The 17,467-nt window shown below is 71.5% G+C and carries 14 protein-coding genes; 10 read left to right on the top strand and 4 right to left on the bottom strand.

Translation table 11 applies throughout. The features are described 5' to 3' along the window. Positions 1-108 precede the first annotated feature (108 nt). Positions 109-3,972 carry a DUF2341 domain-containing protein gene (locus HYV93_10080; GenBank protein MBI2526319.1) on the bottom strand — a complete coding sequence of 1,288 codons (3,864 nt, stop codon included), beginning with the start codon at positions 3,970-3,972 and terminating at the stop codon, positions 109-111. Between the two features lie 410 nt (positions 3,973-4,382). Further along, the gene (locus HYV93_10075; GenBank protein MBI2526318.1) at positions 4,383-5,489 is read right to left on the bottom strand and encodes a DNA-binding response regulator; all 1,107 of its coding nucleotides are present in this window, start codon (positions 5,487-5,489) and stop codon (positions 4,383-4,385) included. A gap of 364 nt (positions 5,490-5,853) precedes the next feature. Here HYV93_10075 and HYV93_10070 point away from each other — a divergent pair, with 364 nt between their 5' ends. The 5 genes from HYV93_10070 (at position 5,854) to HYV93_10050 (ending at position 8,852) form a co-directional block, all read left to right on the top strand. Continuing rightward, positions 5,854-6,081, top strand: a complete 228-nt coding sequence (locus HYV93_10070) for an AbrB/MazE/SpoVT family DNA-binding domain-containing protein (GenBank protein ID MBI2526317.1) — start codon at positions 5,854-5,856, stop codon at positions 6,079-6,081. Between the two features lie 10 nt (positions 6,082-6,091). Next, positions 6,092-6,496: a type II toxin-antitoxin system VapC family toxin gene (locus tag HYV93_10065; protein MBI2526316.1), complete on the top strand. Its 405-nt coding sequence runs from the start codon at positions 6,092-6,094 to the stop codon at positions 6,494-6,496. Positions 6,497-6,590: 94 nt separating this feature from the next. Further along, positions 6,591-7,346 (top strand): SDR family oxidoreductase, encoded by a 756-nt coding sequence (locus tag HYV93_10060; GenBank protein MBI2526315.1) that lies wholly within the window; start codon positions 6,591-6,593, stop codon positions 7,344-7,346. A 132-nt stretch (positions 7,347-7,478) separates the two neighbouring features. Further along, complete coding sequence (locus HYV93_10055; GenBank protein ID MBI2526314.1) at positions 7,479-8,387, top strand: site-specific DNA-methyltransferase; 909 nt, start codon at positions 7,479-7,481, stop codon at positions 8,385-8,387. A gap of 27 nt (positions 8,388-8,414) precedes the next feature. Then, positions 8,415-8,852, top strand: a complete 438-nt coding sequence (locus tag HYV93_10050; GenBank protein MBI2526313.1) for a hypothetical protein — start codon at positions 8,415-8,417, stop codon at positions 8,850-8,852. A 61-nt stretch (positions 8,853-8,913) separates the two neighbouring features. Here HYV93_10050 and HYV93_10045 read toward each other — a convergent pair whose 3' ends face one another. Both HYV93_10045 and HYV93_10040 read right to left on the bottom strand, forming a co-directional pair. Then, the gene (locus HYV93_10045) at positions 8,914-9,891 is read right to left on the bottom strand and encodes a hypothetical protein (protein MBI2526312.1); all 978 of its coding nucleotides are present in this window, start codon (positions 9,889-9,891) and stop codon (positions 8,914-8,916) included. 7 nt (positions 9,892-9,898) lie between these two features. Next, positions 9,899-11,755, bottom strand: a complete 1,857-nt coding sequence (locus HYV93_10040; protein MBI2526311.1) for an adenylate/guanylate cyclase domain-containing protein — start codon at positions 11,753-11,755, stop codon at positions 9,899-9,901. A 53-nt stretch (positions 11,756-11,808) separates the two neighbouring features. On the opposite strand from HYV93_10040, the gene HYV93_10035 reads away from it, so the two are divergent. From HYV93_10035 to hutH, 5 genes are read left to right on the top strand one after another with little or no spacing between them, the layout of a single operon-like run. Beyond that, on the top strand, positions 11,809-12,345 hold the full coding sequence (locus HYV93_10035) for a hypothetical protein (GenBank protein MBI2526310.1): 537 nt from the start codon (positions 11,809-11,811) through the stop codon (positions 12,343-12,345). Positions 12,346-12,347: 2 nt separating this feature from the next. Further along, entirely contained in the window at positions 12,348-14,021 is a 1,674-nt protein-coding gene (gene hutU, locus HYV93_10030; GenBank protein ID MBI2526309.1) for a urocanate hydratase, read from the top strand. A gap of 14 nt (positions 14,022-14,035) precedes the next feature. Further along, on the top strand, positions 14,036-14,563 hold the full coding sequence (locus HYV93_10025) for a hypothetical protein (GenBank protein ID MBI2526308.1): 528 nt from the start codon (positions 14,036-14,038) through the stop codon (positions 14,561-14,563). Further along, a complete protein-coding gene (locus HYV93_10020) occupies positions 14,560-15,804 on the top strand; it encodes an imidazolonepropionase (GenBank protein ID MBI2526307.1) in 1,245 nt (414 codons plus the stop codon). Before HYV93_10025 ends, HYV93_10020 begins: the two co-directional genes overlap by 4 nt. Next, positions 15,801-17,345 (top strand): histidine ammonia-lyase, encoded by a 1,545-nt coding sequence (hutH, locus tag HYV93_10015; GenBank protein MBI2526306.1) that lies wholly within the window; start codon positions 15,801-15,803, stop codon positions 17,343-17,345. Before HYV93_10020 ends, hutH begins: the two co-directional genes overlap by 4 nt. The last annotated feature ends 122 nt before the right edge of the window (positions 17,346-17,467 follow it).

The raw sequence follows: 17,467 nt of genomic DNA, 5'->3' as shown, positions 1-17,467 counted from the left end.
TCTCCTGCCCACGCGCCGTCGAGCGGGGACCGGAGGCCTGAGGCACCAACAAGTAACCCAGCGCAAGCAGAAGGACGACGCCGAACGCAGGCTTGAGTCGCATGGTCGTCATGGCGAGAGCGTCACCTGGATTCCCGAGGCCCGGGTGTTGTTGGTCTCGTCGGCCTCAATCAGGTCGTTATACGGGTCATCGGTCTTGACGATGATGGAGTAGCTGCCGGGCGCCACCGAGCCCGGCACCGTCACCGTCAGCCAGCCCTGGTAGGTGGCTCCCGCTGCAAGCCCGTCAGCGTGGTACACCTGCCCCAAGCCGATGTCGCTCCCGTCCAGCACCGTGTCCGTCGAGAGATACACCCGATCCCACCAGGACGGGTATGCCGGCGTCGGTGTCGTTCCCACGTTCTGGACTGCCCAGAGCACGGGGACACTCCACGTGCCGTCGCCGTTCCGTGCCACGCTCCCTGGCGCCTGGAGCGATGTCACCACCAGGTCCGGCCGAGGGGCCAGCGTCACCTGGGTGGCCGACGCCCGGGTGTTGTTCCCCTCATCGCTCTCGGCGATCTGCTGGTGGACGTCGGTCCGGATGATGATGTAATAGCTCCCCGGACTGACACTCGCCGGAACTGTCACCGTCACCGCGCCCGACGCGTAGCTCGCTCCCCCTGCCAGCCCATCGACGTGCGCCTCGTCTCGCACTATCACGTCCACCCCGTCCTCGACCGCGTCCACCGAGACGTACACCCGATCCGTCCAGGAGGCCGAGGTGGGAATCCCGCTCATCCCCGTGTTCTGCACCGTCCAGGAGATCGGCACGCTGTAGCTCCCATCCGCGTTCGGGAGCACCGGCGCCGTCGGCACCGTCACCGGAGCGACCACCACCAGGTCCGGCGGCGTACCAACGGCCAATGTCATACTTCCTGTGTACGGACTCGTCGGTGCTACGAGGATCGTGTAGCTCCCGTTGCCCGGGAGGGTCTGTATCGGGAAACTCCCGCCGCCTGTGCTCACCGACATGGATGCGAGGGCGGCGCCGGTAGGACTGTAGAGCGTGACCGTGCTCTGCGGGATCGTCACCCCGGTCATCGACACGTTGAGCGGCTGTCCTCCCTGGCCGTCGAACACGACCAGTGCGATCTTGCTAGCTGTCCCAATCGTGACTGACGCATTCCCAGGGTTTCCCATGCGACTCGTGAACACCACGTCAGGGGGGGTATACGGAGAGGGTGGGATGAAGAGATCCCCGCTACTCACCGCCATCCCGCCCGGGGTTGTGACCGAGATGCGTCCCGACCCCGTGGACGACGGCACGCTCGTCCCCAACGAACTCGCCGTAGCCGTGGTGACAGTCCCCAGCGTGATGTTGAAGCGCGCCTTGTTGTTTGCATACGCCGGATCAAAGTTCGTCCCGTTGATCGTGAGCGGTGTGCCAGCCGTCGCAATCCCGGGGCTGAAACCGCTAATCGTCGGGGCGCCGCCCGCTCCCCCAACGATGAACGATGCACTGCTGGTCGCTGACCCACTCGGTGCGGTGACGGCAATCGGGCCCGAGGTCGCACCGGAGGGTACGGCCGTGACGATCTCAGTCGCGGTGCTCGACGTCAGCGCCGCCGTTACCCCATTGAAGCTCACGGTGTTCTGCGATGCCGTCGCGCTGAATCCGGTACCGTAGATCCGCACCGTTGCCCCTATGGCCCCGCTGCCTGGCGAGAAGTCGATGATCGACACCACGCTGGAGCTGCGACGGGCGATGGAGAGGAGATTCCCGACCGGGTCGTAGCTGTACACGGCCGTCTCCCCCGCGGGGTCCACCACTCCCACCAGACGCCCCGATCGGTCGTACAGGTATGCGATCGACCCCGGCAACGGACCAGCGGTGAGGCTCAGGTTCACGGTCGCCGTTGCGCCGCCTGTCACCACCACCCCGTTCTCTGAGCTGGCGAGGTACCCGTCGGCAGACGCCCGGACGTCGTAGGTCCCGGCGGCGAGGTTCGGAAGGCTGTAGGTTCCGTCCTGCGCGGTCACATCGGTGGCTCTCGCCGTGCCACCCTGGAGGGCCTCGACCGTTGCCCCGCCGACGGCCCGGCCGTCACTGCCGCGCGACACACTCCCGCTGATCGTGCCGGTTCCCCCGACGCTGAAGGCGTTGCTCGTGGCCCCCGCGAGCCCCGCCGCCGTCGCGGTGAGCGTGTAGCCCGTCCCGGCGTTATTGATGCTGAGGTCGCTGAAGCTCGCCACCCCGGACGCAGCGCTCCTGGTGGCGGTGCCGCTGAGGGTCCCGCCCCCCGGGTTCGTCCCGATGGCAACCGTGATGGACGCCGTGGAGGTCGTGACGGTGTTGCCCTGGCTGTCCCGTACCGCGACGGTTGGGGGCCCGGGGATCAGCCCCCCCACGGCGGCGTTCGCGGGCTGGGTGGTGAAGGCGAGGGCGCTGGCTGGACCAGCATTCACCGTGAACGCCGCGCTGTCGCCCGGGGTCAGGGCGTCGCCCGTCGTCCGCGTGGCGGTGAAGACCACTCCGCTCTCGGCCCTGGTGTACGTGACTCCGCTGATGGTGACCTGGCTCGTCCCCGCGGGAATCGTCCCGGTGAGCGTGCCCCCGAGGGTACCGGTGCCCGTCTTGAGGCTCAGGGTCGTGCCTGTGGCGGTGGCGACGGCAGCACTGCCCCCCTGGGGGTTCTGGGACGTCACGACGACCGAGAACGGGGCCCCCGCCGTCGGGTTGGCGCCGCCATTGACCGAGGTGATGGCGAGCGTGGTCGCGGCGCTGGTGATCGTGAAGGCCTGAGGCGCCGATGTGCCGCCACCGGGCGTCGGCGTGAATACGGTGACCTGGGCGGTGCCCGGGTTCGCCAGGTCGGTCGCGGGGATGGTGGCTTGAAGCTGCGTGGCGCTCACGAAGGAAGTCGTCCGGTCCGCCCCGTTCCAGCGCACCACGGAACCCGACACGAAACTGCTGCCGGTGGCGGTCAGCGTGAAGCCCGCGCCTCCGGCGACCGCACTCGTCGGCGAGATCGCGCCGAGCGTCGGGGCCGGGTTCCCGGTCTGTGCGACCTCGGCTCCAAGGGTGACCGAGATGGACGCGTCCGCTGCGAGGAACATCCGGACCAGCACGTTGTCAAACCGAACGTCGAAGGTCTGGCTGGCCTGATCCGGCCCATACCGGAGGACGGGGGTGCGCGCGGCGGTGCTGAGCCCGGTACGGGTGGCCTTGAGCACCCCGTCCTCGTAGTGGCGCCCCACCCCGTCACTCGTCAAGGCCTGGCCCACCCCGCGCCCCGCGAACGTCTGGGCATCCAGACTGCTGTCGGCGATGTCCACCCAGATCGACCCGTTCCAGCACCGGATCCGCTTGTTCGTACTCCCCGCGCTCTTCACCCCCAGCCCGCTCGCACAGCCTTCGCCGAGCCCGAAGGCCCCCTTCCAGTTGGCGTGGGCCCCGGTCCCTTGGGCCGCGATGCTGAACGAGGATTCCACCAGAAAGTCGGCCGTGAACGTGGCCACTGATCGGACCCCAAAGCCGGAGTACTGGTTGCTGGCGTCCGTCGTCCCGCTGACCTTCACCTGACCGTTGCTGACCGTGACCGTCACCGCCCCCGAGGTCAAGACCACCCACTTGGCCGCGTTGAGCGCCGCCGCCTGGAAGTCGTCCCACAGCAAGAACACACTGTCGCCGCTGGCGGGGGCCGCGCCGGCTGCCGTGTTGCCGTAGTAGAGGGCGTGGTTGTCGTCGGGGGCTCCGGCGGACACTGCGGCCTGCGCCTTGAACCAGAGCGTCGTCGTGCTCGTGTTCCAGGACGAGCCGGGCGCGAGGATGCGATCGAGCTCGACGTGTGCGGCGCCGTTCCAGTACACGACCCGCACGTCCTGTCCGGAGGCGAGCGACTTCCCCGCAGCCACGAGTGCTGCGTGGTCGAGCGTGACCTTCAGGCTGTACCCCTGCGGGATGGACGCCGGAGGCGCCGTGATCGTCACGAGCTGACGGAAGCTCCATGCCGCATTCCACCAGGACGGAGGGGCCGCTGACGCTGATGGCACCGGGCCGACGGTGAGCAGGCCGGCCGCGAGCACCAGAACGGCCACGCGTTGCCACGTCGAGACAAGTCGGAGGGACTGATCTGAGGCGTCCAGCTCGTCGGCGCCCGAGCGCGCTCCCGGTCCGATCACGCTACGGGCCTCGGTGCTCTGCGAGGTTAGCCGTCACAGCGACCCCTCCGCTGTCCGGTCGAGCCGCGCGCCATACCGTCCAGCTGCGACGGGCTGCGCATCGCCACGGCCCCGAACATGGGGGGGAAGCAGTGCGGCGTCAATCGGACAGGGCTGCTGAAATGGAGGACAGGGCTGCAGCCGCCCTGTACAAGCAGGGCCGGGATGGGCTGCGGCCTCTACAGCCCTTCGGCGCGGGTCGGGCGGCGCGCCCCGGAACGGGGCCCGGCGTGCCGGCGGAGGACTCGCGCGAGGTGGGAGGCGTCGAAGAACCCGGCCTTCGCGGCGATCCCGGCCACCTTGCCGGACGTCGTCGCCAGCAGGTGCTCGGCGACTCTCACCCGGACCCGTGTCAGGAATTTCCTGACAGACATCCCCGTATCGGCCCGGAAGGTGTGGGCGAGATGACTCTCCGAGATTCCGATGGCGCCGGCCACGCCGGCAACCGTGAGTGGGTGCCCATAGTGGATCGCGAGATGCTCCATCGCGCGCCCGGAGTAAGGGGTCAGCGGAGCCGCCGCCGGCCGGCCCGCCGGGCACGCGGCAGTCATCCCGTCGACCAACCTCGCCAGATGCCCAGGAGCGCGCGCCACCCAGTGCAGGCGCGGCGTGCGGAGCTCGGACACGTCCGGAGCGGCGCCGAGAACGAGCACCGGGCTGATCGGAAGACGCTCTCGCAGCGCGGTGAGGAAGCCGAGGATCCCTGGTGCCACTTCGCCAGGATCCACGATCACACCCTTGACCCACCGCAGATCCGCATCGGCGACCAAGGCGGCCGCGGTGGCGACCAGTTCCACGAGGCCCGATCGCTGGAGGGCGACGGCGAGGACGGATTGCCAGCCGATGTCGCCCCCGATGATGAGGATGCGCCCCGGGGCGGGCACCGCGCGCGCCAGCGGTCGGGCGGTTCCCCCAGCCCCAGGAGGAGCCTGCTGCCTCCGCTGCGCCACGGCACGGCGGGCCACGCCCAGTACCTCCTCGTCGTCGAACGGCTTCGTGAGATAGTCGAAGGCGCCGAGCCTCATCGCGTCCACGGCCGTCCGCACCGTCTTCACGGCCGTCGCCATGACCACCGGGATCTGCCCATCGAAAGCCTTGATCTCCCGGAGCACTTCGAGGCCGTCGATGCCGCGCATGAGGATTTCCAGGAGCACGACATCGACGGGACGGGACTGAACGATCTCGATCGCGCTGAGGCCATCCGGGACCGCGACGATGTCATACTCGCTCTCGAAGATCACCCGGTAGGCCGCGCGGACCCCTTCGTCATCCTCCACGACGAGCATGACCGGGCGGGCACCAGCGGTGATACCTCTCGACTCAGATGTCCCGTGTTGCACGCGACACCTCGCTTCCAGTCCCACAGAGCGCGCAGGCGTATCGGCCCCGGGGACAAGAGCGGGAGAGTCCGGGTTTTCCCCGACACGGTCGGGCGCCCGCAGGTGCCCGCGACTATAAGTACTGTCTCGGCAGGAGTAAAGAGGATTCTTCTCGGGCTCATGGGTCCGACCCTCACGGAGGAGTTCGCGCCGGAGGGCGCCACGCTCGCGCTCCACGACCGCGAGCCGAATCCGAATCGTGCGCCTTGACTCGCCTGTGCCAGGCTCTTACTCTTACCGGTAAGACTCCTGCGCCCGAGGGGAGGGAACGATGCGGATCACGAGCAAGGGACAGGTGACGATCCCGCTGGCCATTCGCCGCAAGGCGGGGTTACTGCCGGCAACCGAGGTGGAGTTCCGCCTGAGGGGGAGCACTGTCATCCTTCGCAGAGTCCGGGCCGCCAGCCACCGGGGCGGGCGGCTCCTGGCTGGCATGCGAGGGAGGGCCACCACCCGGCTGACCACCGACCAGATCATGGCCCTGACGCGCGCCCGGTAGACGTTCCTGGATGCGCGAGATCCTCGTCGACAGCAACGTCATCCTCGACGTGGTGACGGAGGACACGACGTCGTTCGAGTGGTCCTCGGGGCAGCTCGCGCGCCTGGCCGAAGACCATGCGCTCGTCATCAATCCCATCGTGTACTCCGAGGTCTCGGTCGGCTTCGAGCAGATCGAGGACGTCGACGCTGCCCTTCCGGCCGACTTCTTCCGGCGGGAGGCCCTGCCCTGGGAGGCGGCCTTCCTGGCGGCCAGGTGCTTCCTGAGATATCGGCGAGCGGGCGGCCGGAAGCGCTCGCCCCTGCCGGACTTCTACGTCGGAGCCCACGCGGCGGTACGCGGACTGCCGCTCCTCACACGCGATGCGCGGCGCTACCGCAGCTACTTCCCGAGGCTGACGCTGGTCGCGCCCTGAGAGGCCCGGCGCCCACATCATCAGCTCGGCCCGGGCCACGTCCTTGCGCGCGCGGGCCATCGGGGCTAGGCTGGCGCGGGATGCCGAGGCCCGCATGAGACTCACCGGCAAGGTCGCGCTGATCACCAACTGCAGCGCCTTCATGGGCCCGGCCCTCACGGAGGAGTTCGCGCGGGAGGGCGCCACGCTCGCGCTCCACGACCGCGAGCCGAAGGCCGCCGCGCCCCTGGTCGTTCTCGCCGAGCGCCTCGGGCGCACGGCGCTGGCCCTCACGGGGGACCTCGCCGAGTCGGCCGAGGCCGATCGCGCCGTGGACGCCGTGGTGGCGCGCTTCGGCAGGCTCGACGTGCTCGTGAACAACAATGCCTGCCCGCCCGCGGGCTGCGCCACCGAGGCGGTCACGGACGCGGCGTGGCGGGAGCTGATGCAGCGGCTCCTGGACGAGCCCTTCTACTGCCTGCGCGCCGCGCTCCGGGTCATGCGGCCGGCCCGGCGCGGGAAGATCATCAACATGTCCTCGGCCGCCGCCTTCCCGGGGCTCGCCCGCTACGCGGCCTACACGGCGGCGCGGGCCGGGATCAACGGGCTCACCAAGGCGGTGGGGCGGGAGGTGGCGCGCGACGGCATCCAGGTCAACGCCATCGCCCAGAACTACGTGGAGAACCCCACCTACTTCCCGCCGGAGCTCGTGGCGGACCCGAAGGCCCTCGAGCGCATGGTGAAGAACATCCCGGCGGGCCGCATCGCGCGCAGCGAGGAGTCGGCGCGCCTCGCGGTCTACCTCGCCTCCGAGGACGCCGACTTCTTCGTGGGGCAGGTCATCCCCTTCGCCGGCGGCTGGGTGACGTGAGGGTCGGGGCCCGATTCCCACCCAACCCCAACATGCGGGGGTGTATCTCTGACGATACCCCTAGATCTCGTTGACAGCTCTTCCCGAAGCAGGCTATTCTCGCCGGGGAGAGGAGCTCGCGCGAACGGCACCATGAAGCCCTTCTACCAGACGAGACTCGGCCGGGCCTACCTGGGCGACGCGCTCGACGTTCTGGCGGACCTGCCGAGCGAGTCGGTCAACCTGATCGTCACGTCGCCCCCGTTCCCCCTGACCTTCCAGAAGAAGAAGCCGTATGGGACGGTCCGCATCGACGAGTACATCGCCTGGTTCCTGCCCATCGCCGACCACTGCAAGCGGGTGCTGCGCGAGGACGGAAGCTTCGTGATCGACATCGGCGGGGTCTGGAACAAGGGAGCCCCGACCCGCAGCCTCTACCAGTACCATCTTCTCCTCGCGCTCCACGACAAGGTGGGCCTTCACCTCGCGCAGGACATCTACTGGTACAATCCCGGAGCCCTCCCCGCCCCTGCCGAGTGGGTGAATGTCCGCCGAATCCGGGTGAAGTGCGCGGTCAACCTCGTCTGGTGGCTGTCCAAGACCCCCTGGCCCAAAGCCGACAACCGCAAGGTCCTCAAGGAGTACAGCGCCGACATGCGCCGCCTGCTCGAGCGCGGGTATCGCGCGAAGGCCAGGCCGAGCGGCCACACGATCACGTCGAAGTTCACGCGCGACCACGGCGGGGCGATTCCACCAAACCTCATCGAGCTCGGGAACAACGACTCGAACGGCGAGTACCTCAAGCGCTGCCAGCAGGCGGGGCTTCCGGTCCACCCGGCTCGGTTCCCGCCGGGCCTCCCGGAGTTTTTCATCAAGCTCTGCACTGACCGGGGAGATGTCGTTCTCGACATGTTCGCGGGATCGAACATCACGGGGCAAGCGGCCGAGCATCTCGACCGGCGCTGGATCGCCATCGAGCTCGTCGAGGACTACCTCGATGGATCGAAGTTCCGCTTCCCGCCGCTGTTCGTGACACAGAGCGCGTCCGTCCGGACCCGATAGGATGTCTCGCCGGGCCAGCAGCGCCCCGTGACGCCCTTCGAACGGCTCTCACAGACGCTCGCCGCAGTTTTCGCTGACACCCCGCCCGCCAGGGTCCGGGAAGTCCGTCAGGTCCTGGCGGTGACCCGCATCCTGAGCGGCGAGCCTGCCAACGTCGTCGCAGCCGACAGCAAGCTCCAGCGGCGCGGACTGGAGGCCCTCTCAGCGAAGGTGGCCGCCCGCGGCCTCGCCGGGATCGCTCCGGAAGCCGCCGCGCTCACCCCAGAGAACCTCGCCAAGCGCCGCCTGGGCATCGCGCAGATGCTTCTTGGCGTCCTGACGGAGCGCAGGTTCGAGGTCGTGATCCAGGAGGTGATCGGCGAGGGCATCCTGCAGGAGCTCACCCCCGTCCGCACCTTCCTCGAGGTGCTCGTCAAGGAAAGCCCGCAGAAGTTCGCCGTGCGTCTCTACATCGGCGACTACTGACACCCGCCACTGGGGATGCGCGACGGGCACGCGTCGAGAACGGCCGGGGCGTGGGCCTGGCCTACCGCCTGAGCGTGCCGCCCATGAGGAAGCGGGCCTCGTCGAAGGACTGATGGGCCTGCTCGGGCAGCCCGGACTGGGAGTAGAGGTTGCCCAGGAGCAGGTGGAGCGTCGGCTCGTCCCGGTCCTTCGCGAGCGCCGCCAGCACGGCGCGGCGCGCCTCGTGGACGAGGCCCTGCTGCGCCAGGAAGCCCGCGCGCAGGGCCACCAGCGTGTTCGACGGCGCCGCCGCGCCCACCTCCTGCTCGAGCGCGGCCAGGCTCGCCCGCACCTCGCGCGTACGCTCGGGGCTCAGTACCTCGAACCACGCTTCCTGCGGCGGCTGCCCCTCGGCGCTCACCCTGAACGTGTAGCGGATGCCGGGAGCCAGTGCGGGCGCATCAGCCGGGTAGTCCAGCCGCGCCCCCGTGACCCCCGCGCGCTCAAGGGCGACGCCCGACGGCCCGACGATCTGGATCGTGTAGCGCGACAGCCGGCTGCCCCACCACTCGAAGCTGAGCGCATCGGCCAGCACCGGGCCGTTGCGCGGCGCCAGCACGGCCGGGGGCTTGAGCCAGGAGCGGGTGCCGAGCACGGCCTGTGGCATCTCCTTGGCCCGGGAGGAGAGGAAGCCGAGGCTGGCGCTGAGCAGCGCCTGCGCCTTCTGCATCTTCCCCTCGCCGGCCTGGGGACCCGGCACGACCACGGGCCCGGTATGGCCCTCGACGCGGATCGTCCCACGCCCGCCGGTGAGGAGGATCACCGTCGATCCGCCCCCGGTGGCGCGCACGGTGTCCCCCGACAGCAGGCTCATCAGCGGCCCGGCCGGGCGCCAGTCGCCGCCCGCCGGCCTCACCTCCACCGCGCCCTTGCCGAGCTTGATCTCGGTGATCATCCCGGCCACCTCGCCGGTCTGCGCGGAGGCATCGCCAGCGAGCCCGACGCCCGCGGCCACCAGCGCGGTGCCCAGCCACGCCACGAGCCCACGTCTTCCCGTCATCGCCGCCTTACCTCCCCAGCAGCTCGAAGACCTGCACGGGCTCGGCCTTGCCCTTGACCGTGAGGGCGCCGCGGTCCTTCACGGCGACCCGATCCCCCACGGCAGCCAGCGTGGCAGCGCTCACGAGCACCGTCGTGCCCAGCTCGCGGTTGAGCCCCTCGATGCGCGACACCGTGTTGACCGTGTCTCCCAGCACCGCGTACTTCTTCTTCCGCGGCGCCCCCACGTTGCCGGCGAACACCACCCCCGTGTGCACGGCGGCCCCCATGGCCAGCGGCGCCCGGCCCTCCGCCTGCCAGCGCTTGTTGAGGGCGGCGAGCGCCGCCTGCATCCCCAGCGCCGTCTCGACGGCGTGCCAGGCGTGCTCCGGGTTGGGGAGGGGCGCCCCGAACACCGCCAGGATACCGTCGCCGATGAAGTCCTGCACCATGCCGCGGTGCCCGAGGATCACGTCCACCATGGCGGTGAAGTACTCGTTCATCACCGCCGAGACCCGCGCGGGCGGCAACCGCTCCGCCATGCTCGTGAAGCCGCGCAGGTCCGACATCAGCACGGAGCAGGTCCGCGTCTCGCCGCCGAGGGCCGCGCCGTCGCGCAGCACGCGATCCATCACCGCGGGGCTCACGAACTGCCCGAAGGCCTGCCTCAGCCTGCGCCGCGCCAGGAGCCGGGCGCCCTGCAGGTACGCGAGCATCCCCACGAGCGGCGCCACGAAGTCGAGCCAGTAGCCGCCGCGCGTGTAGGCCTCGTAGGAGAGCGCCGCGAAGAGGGCGACGAGCCCGCCCACGGCCAGCGCCGCCCACACGGGGCGCAGCCACACCGAGAGCAGCGACACGACCAGGCACGCCCCGATCAGCACCGCGAGGTTGAGGAGGATGGGCGGCGGCAGGAGCGCCCGCCGTCCCAGCAGCGTGTGGACCATGTTGGCGTGGACCTCGACGCCGGCCATCATCCCCACGGGCGTCGGGTGGAAGTCCCGGCTCGCCTCGAAGGCCGCGCCCACCAGGACGATCTTCCCGCGAAAGGGATTGTCCGCCGGAGGCCTGACCCCGCTCCGCCCGAGCGCCACCAGCGGGCCGCTGGGGAAGGAGGTGAAGGCTCCCGCGGCACCGGCGTAGTCGATGCGCCACTGGGCAGAGGCGAGCCGCGCCAGGGGCAGAGAGTCAGCGCGGCCGACTCTCCCCGTCACGTCGCGCACCGGCAGGGTCAGCGGCGAGCCCACGGCGAGGGCCCGGGCCAGATCCGCGGGGGCATGGCCGGCGTGCCCCGCCGCCACGGCCAGCGCGAAGGACGGCAGGAGCCCGCCGCCGGCCGCGGGCAGCACGGGCACCATCCGGCGGATCACGCCGTCCTGCCCCACCGGCGCGTTGGCGAAGCCCACGAGCCCGCCGAGCCGCGACGAGAAGAGCGGCGCCAGGTCATACGGCCCGCCCGCCGCGCCGTCCCGCGGCGTGGCGACGGAGGCGAAGACGAGCCGGCCCTGACCGCTCCCCTGCCAGCGCTCGCAGAGCGCCAGCAGCGCGTCGTCCTCCTCGGGCGCGGTGGGCGCCCGGAACTGCACGTCGAAGGCCACGACCCGCGCGCCGCTCTGGAGCAGGAGCTCGCCCAGGTCGGCCAGGTAGCGGCGCGAGAGCGGCTGGCGCTCGCCCAGCTCGCGGAAGGCCTCCTCGTCCACGAGGGCCACGGCGATGTCGGGGGAGGGCTCGCGGTCGCGGAAGAAGAGAAAGGCGTCCACGGCTCGCGTCTCCCAGCCCGCCAGCACGCCCGCGTGCGACAGCGCGGTCACGCCCACACTCACCAGGACCCCGAGGGCGAGGGCGCGGACCACGCGGCGAAACGAGGGGCGCTGACCCGGGAGCCGCACGCGGCCAGTATAGGGCATTGAGCCGAGGGGGCCCGGCAAAGTACCATGCGGACATGCCCGTCTCCCACGTCGCCATCACCCCCGCCCCCGACTACGTGACCCGGCGCACCCCCCTCCGGGAGGCCCACCTGGCGCGGCTGATGGACCTGCGCACCCGGGGCTTCGTGGTGGCCGGGGGACCTTCGCCCGACGGAAGGACGGCGGACATCTTCTACCGGGTGCCGGAGGCCCCGGACGTCGCGTGCGTCGTGGAGGAGGACCCGTACTTCAAGGGCGGGGCGTGGACCGGCTACACCTCGACCCTCTTCGAGCGCTTCCTCGAGCCGTGGCGGCCGCCGCCGCTCGTCACCGATGGGTCGCGCGCCGCCACCATCGTCGAGGGGGAGGCCACGGATGTGGACATGGCCGACTTCGCGCTGGTCGAGGCCCGCGGGGCCGGACGCCTGCTCTTCGGGGGCTTCCTCCCCGCGGGGTGCACGCTGGCGGTGATGGCGTCGACCGACGCGGCGGAGGCCGTCGGCTGGCTCGCCGAGAGCGGCCTCTGGCGCGCCGCGAGCCTCACCGCGCGGCCCTGGCTCTACGTGCTCTGACCATGAGCGGCCCCGCCGCCGGCAGGCCCACCGAGCCCATCCGCGCCCCGCGGGGCAGCGCGCTGTCCTGCAAGGGCTGGCCGCAGGAGGCGGCGCTCCGCATGCTCATGAACAACCTCGACCCCGACGTGGCCGAGCGCTGGGAGGACCTCGTCGTCTACGGCGGCTCGGGCAAGGCCGCGCGCTCCTGGGAGGCGTATCACCGGATCGTCGCCTCGCTCCGGAGCCTCGCGGGGGACGAGACCTTGCTGGTCCAGTCGGGGAAGCCCGTCGGCATCTTCCGCACTCACCCCGACGCCCCGCGCGTCCTCATCGCCAACGCCATGCTCGTCCCCGAGTGGGGCGACTGGGAGCATTTCCGGCGGTACGAGGCCATGGGGCTCACCATGTACGGCCAGATGACGGCGGGCTCGTGGATCTACATCGGCACGCAGGGCATCCTCCAGGGCACCTACGAGACCTTCGCCGCCTGCGCGCGCACGCACTTCGGCGGCACGCTCCGCGGCCGGCTCGTGCTCTCCGCCGGGCTCGGCGGCATGGGCGGCGCCCAGCCGCTGGCCGTCACCATGAACGAGGGCGTGGGGATCTTCGTCGAGGTGGACGGCGCGCGCATCGAGCGCCGGCTGCGCCTCGGCTACGTGGACCGCGCCACGGCCTCGCTGGACGAGGCGCTCGGCTGGGCGGAGGCGGCGCGGACACGCGGCGAGGCGCTGTCCATCGCGCTCCACGCCAATGCCGCCGAGGCCCACCCCGAGATGGCCCGCCGGGGCCTGCGCCCCGACGTGGTGACGGACCAGACCTCGGCCCACGACATGGTGAACGGCTACATCCCCGCGGGGCTGTCGGTGGGCGAGGCCACCGCCCTTCGCCAGCGCGACCCGAAGGAGTACCTGCGCCGGGCCTATGAGTCCATCGCGCTCCAGATGCGGGCCATGCTGGGTTTCCAGCGGAGCGGCGCCATCCTCTTCGACTACGGCAACAACTTCCGCCGCGAGGCCGAGAACGCCGGCGTCACCGACTTCTCCTATCCGGGCTTCGTCCCGGCCTTCATCCGCCCGCTCTTCTGCCAGGGCCAGGGCCCGTTTCGCTGGGTGGCGCTGTCGGGCGATCCCGAGGACATCTTCGCCACCGACCGTGCTCTCATGGAGGCGTTCCGGGACAACGAGCACCTGGTGCGCTGGCTCGGCATGGCCAGGGCGCGCGTCCACTTCCAGGGTCTGCCGGCGCGCATCTGCTGGCTCGGCTACGGCGAGCGGGCCCGCGCGGGGCGCATCTTCAACGACCTCGTGGCCTCGGGGGGCGTGAAGGCGCCCCTCGTCATCGGGCGGGATCATCTGGACTCGGGCTCGGTCGCCTCGCCGAACCGCGAGACCGAGTCCATGCGCGACGGCTCCGATGCCATCGCCGACTGGCCCATCCTGAACGCGCTGGTCAACACCGCCGCCGGGGCCACCTGGGTCTCGGTCCACCACGGCGGCGGCGTCGGCATCGGCTACTCGATCCACGCCGGGATGGTCGTGGTGGCCGACGGCACGCCGGAGGCGGCGCGCCGGCTCCAGCGCGTCCTGACCAGCGACCCCGGCACCGGCATCATGCGTCACGCCGACGCCGGCTACGAGGACGCCATCGCCGCCGCGCGCCGCCACGGCCTCACCCTCCCGGGGATCACGGCCTGAGGCGCGACCACATCATGCCGGTCACCCCCTTTCACCTCGGTCCCGCGATGGTCCTCAAGGCGGCCTGCCCGCGCGCGCTGAGCCTCGGCATCTTCGCCATCGTCCAGGTCATGATCGACCTGGAGACGATCGTCAACATTGCCGCGAGCCGCCATCCCATTCACGGCGGGCTTCACACGCTGTCCGGGTCGGCCGTGGCGGCGCTCGCGGTGGTCGGACCAGCGCGGGCCGCGCTGTCCCGTGCCTACCGCGCCGCCGCCGGCAGGCTGCGCCCGAGGGGCCAGGTAGCCGAGCGGCTCGTCGCCGAGCTGGGTCCGGTACCTTGGGGGGCCGCGCTGACCGGGGCGTTGTTCGGCGCCCTGTCCCACAGCCTCCTCGACGCGGTGATCCATCCCGACGTGGCACCGCTGGCGCCATGGATCGCCGGCAATGCCTTGTTCCTCCCGGGCAGCTTCCACCGCGTGCACGCCCTTTGTGCGGGCGCCTTCGCGGCAGGGGCGATCGCCTGGTGCGCTCGATCCGGCCGCCGCGCGGCGCCATGACCGCCCCCGCCGATCTCCTCGTCCGCAACATCGGCCAGCTCGTCAGCGGCGAGCCGGGGCTCGGCGAGGGACCGCTGGGCATCATCGCGGGCGCCGCCCTGGCCGCGGCCGGCGGGCGCATCTGCTGGGTCGGCCCCGAGGCGCGGGTGGAGCGCGAGGTCGTGCGCTGCGCCGAGGCCCGGATCGTGGACGCGGGAGGCCGCGTGGCGCTCCCCGGCTTCGTGGACTCGCACACCCATCTCGTCTTCGCCGGCTCGCGCGAGCACGAGTACGCCATGCGGGCGCGCGGCGCCACTTACAAGGAGATCGCCGCGGCGGGCGGGGGCATCCTCTCCACGGTGCGCGCCACGCGCCGGGCGAGCGTGGACGAGCTGGTGGATCTCGGCCGGCTGCGCCTCGACCTCATGCTCCGCCACGGCACCACCACCTGCGAGGCCAAGTCCGGCTACGGGCTCACCACCGCCGACGAGCTGAAGATGCTCGAGGCCATCGCCCGGCTCGACACCGAGCATCCGGTGACGGTGGCGCCCACCTTCTGCGGCGCCCACGAGGTGCCCCCGGAGTTCAGGGGGCGCACCGACGCGTACGTGGAGCTCGTGGTGCAGGAGATGCTCCCCGAGGTGGCGCGCCGCAGGCTGGCCCGCCACGTGGACGTGTTCTGCGAGGAGGGCGTCTTCTCGCTGGCGCAGACGCGCCGGATCCTCGAGGCCGGGGCCCGCCACGGCCTGCGCGCGAAGTTCCACGCCGACGAGTTCGTCACCGTGGGGGGCGCCGAGCTGGCGGCCGAGGTGGGGGCGCTCTCGGCCGACCACCTCCTCAAGGCCCGCGTCGAGGGGATCGCCCGCATGAAGGCGGCCGGCGTCACGGCGACACTGCTGCCCGGCACGGCCTTCTTCCTCGGGCTCCCGTATGCGCCCGCGCGCGCCTTCCTCGAGACCGGCGCGCGCGTGGCCCTGGCCAGCGACTTCAACCCGGGCTCGTCCATGGGCTGCAACCTCCAGCTCGTCATGACCATGGCCGTGAGCCAGATGAAGATGACCATGGAGGAGGCCCTCCTGGGCGTCACGCTTCACGCTGCTCACGCCCTGGGCCTCGAGGCGGAGATCGGCTCGCTGCGCCCGGGCAAGCTCTGCGACCTCGTCCTCGCCGATGTGCCCACCTGGGAGCACATCCCCTACTTCTACGGCGTCAACCACGTGGCCCGGGTCATCAAGCGGGGGAGCGTGGTGTGGGAGCGCTGAGGACCGTCGTCCTCGGCGCGGGCCGGCTCGACGTTGCCGACGTCGTGGCGGTGGCCCGGGCCGGCGCGCCGGTCCTGCTGGATCCGGACGCGGGGCCGCGGCTCGAGCGCGGGCGCGCGCTGCTGGACGCCATCGATCGCGGCGGGCAGCCGGTCTACGGCGTCACGACGGGAGTGGGCAAGCTCAAGGACACGCTGATCCCGCATGACTCCCGCCGCGAGCTGCAACGCAACCTGGTCCTCTCGCATGCGGCCGGCGTGGGTGCCCCGCTCGGCGAGCCAGAGACGCGCGCGGTGCTCCTGCTCCTGGCGGCCTCGCTGGCACGCGGCCACTCGGGGGTGCGGCCGGCCGTCGTCGAGCTGCTCACCGGCTGCCTGAACCGAGGCGTGCTGCCCGTGATCCCCGAGCGCGGCTCGGTGGGCGCCTCGGGCGATCTCGCGCCCCTCGCCCACATCGCCGCCTGCCTCATCGGCGAGGGCGAGGCCATGCTGGCCGGCGCGCGGCAGCCGGCGCGCGAGGCGCTCCGACGGGCGGGGCTCGAGCCGCTCGTCCTCGAGATGAAGGAGGGGCTCGCGCTGCTCAACGGCACGCATCTCATGACCGGGCTGGGGGCGCTCCTCGTGGACGAGGCGCTGGCCCTGGCGCGGCTTGCCGACATCTCCGGGGCCATGAGCCTGGAGGCGCTCATGGGCTCCAGCGCGGCCTTCGACGCGCGCATCCACGCGCTCCGCCCCCATCCGGGGCAGCTCGCCTCGGCCGCCAATCTCCGCGCGCTCACCGCCGACAGCGCCATCATCGCCTCGCACCGCGACTGCACCCGCGTGCAGGACGCCTACAGCCTCCGCTGCATGCCGCAGGTCCATGGGGCCTGCCGCGAGGCCGTGGGCTTCGCGCGGGAGATCATCGGGCGCGAGATCAACAGCGTCACCGATAACCCGCTGCTCTTCCCCGAGGGGGACGCCGGCGACGGGGCCGTGCTCTCGGGCGGGAACTTCCACGGCGAGCCCCTGGCGCTCGGCCTCGACACGCTGGCCCTGGGGCTCACCTCCCTGGCCGGCATCGCCGAGCGCCGCATCGACCGCCTCGTCAACCCGCTCACCAGCGAGGGGCTGCCGGCCTTCCTGTCGCCTCACGGGGGGCTGCACTCCGGCTACATGATCGCCCAGTACGTGGCGGCGGCGCTGGTGTCGGAGTGCCGGGCCTGGAGCCACCCGGCCAGCGCCGACTCCATCCCGACCTCGGGGCTGCAGGAGGATTACAACTCCATGGGCGCGGGCGCGGCACTCAAGGCGCGGCAGATCCTCGGCCACGTCCGCCAGGTGCTCGCCATCGAGCTGCTGCTGGCCGCGCAGGCCCTCGATCTGCGCCGGCCGCTCACTCCCGGCGCGGGCAGCCGCGCCGCGCACGCCGCCGTGCGCGCCCGCATCCCCGGCCTCGACACCGACCGCCTCCTCCACCACGACCTCACCGCGGCGCTCGGTCTGGCGGAAGGGGGCGCCGTCCAGGCGGCCGTGGAGCGCGCCATCGGCCGCCTCGCGTAGAGGTGATCACGCCGCCTGTGCAGTGAAGCCGACGCGCGACCCGGATCCCGAGGCCCGGGGACGACACGGGCGCGCAGCGTGCCAGGCCACGTGGCCGCGGCGCGTTGACGCCTCACGAGACC

Source organism: Candidatus Rokuibacteriota bacterium (assembly GCA_016188005.1).
Taxonomy (GTDB): domain Bacteria; phylum Methylomirabilota; class Methylomirabilia; order Rokubacteriales; family CSP1-6; genus UBA12499.
Note: the sequence above shows the minus strand (reverse complement) of the source record. Positions and strands in the feature narration are given on the sequence as shown.

Coding starts and splice junctions, on each gene's coding strand:
- HYV93_10025 (MBI2526308.1), top strand. CDS start 14,036: ATGCCGGTCACCCCCTTTCACCTCGGTCCCGCGATGGTCCTCAAGGCG.
- HYV93_10035 (MBI2526310.1), top strand. CDS start 11,809: ATGCCCGTCTCCCACGTCGCCATCACCCCCGCCCCCGACTACGTGACC.
- HYV93_10055 (MBI2526314.1), top strand. CDS start 7,479: ATGAAGCCCTTCTACCAGACGAGACTCGGCCGGGCCTACCTGGGCGAC.
- hutU (MBI2526309.1), top strand. CDS start 12,348: ATGAGCGGCCCCGCCGCCGGCAGGCCCACCGAGCCCATCCGCGCCCCG.
- HYV93_10020 (MBI2526307.1), top strand. CDS start 14,560: ATGACCGCCCCCGCCGATCTCCTCGTCCGCAACATCGGCCAGCTCGTC.
- HYV93_10070 (MBI2526317.1), top strand. CDS start 5,854: ATGCGGATCACGAGCAAGGGACAGGTGACGATCCCGCTGGCCATTCGC.
- HYV93_10060 (MBI2526315.1), top strand. CDS start 6,591: ATGAGACTCACCGGCAAGGTCGCGCTGATCACCAACTGCAGCGCCTTC.
- HYV93_10045 (MBI2526312.1), bottom strand. CDS start 9,891: ATGACGGGAAGACGTGGGCTCGTGGCGTGGCTGGGCACCGCGCTGGTG.
- HYV93_10075 (MBI2526318.1), bottom strand. CDS start 5,489: ATGCTCGTCGTGGAGGATGACGAAGGGGTCCGCGCGGCCTACCGGGTG.
- HYV93_10065 (MBI2526316.1), top strand. CDS start 6,092: ATGCGCGAGATCCTCGTCGACAGCAACGTCATCCTCGACGTGGTGACG.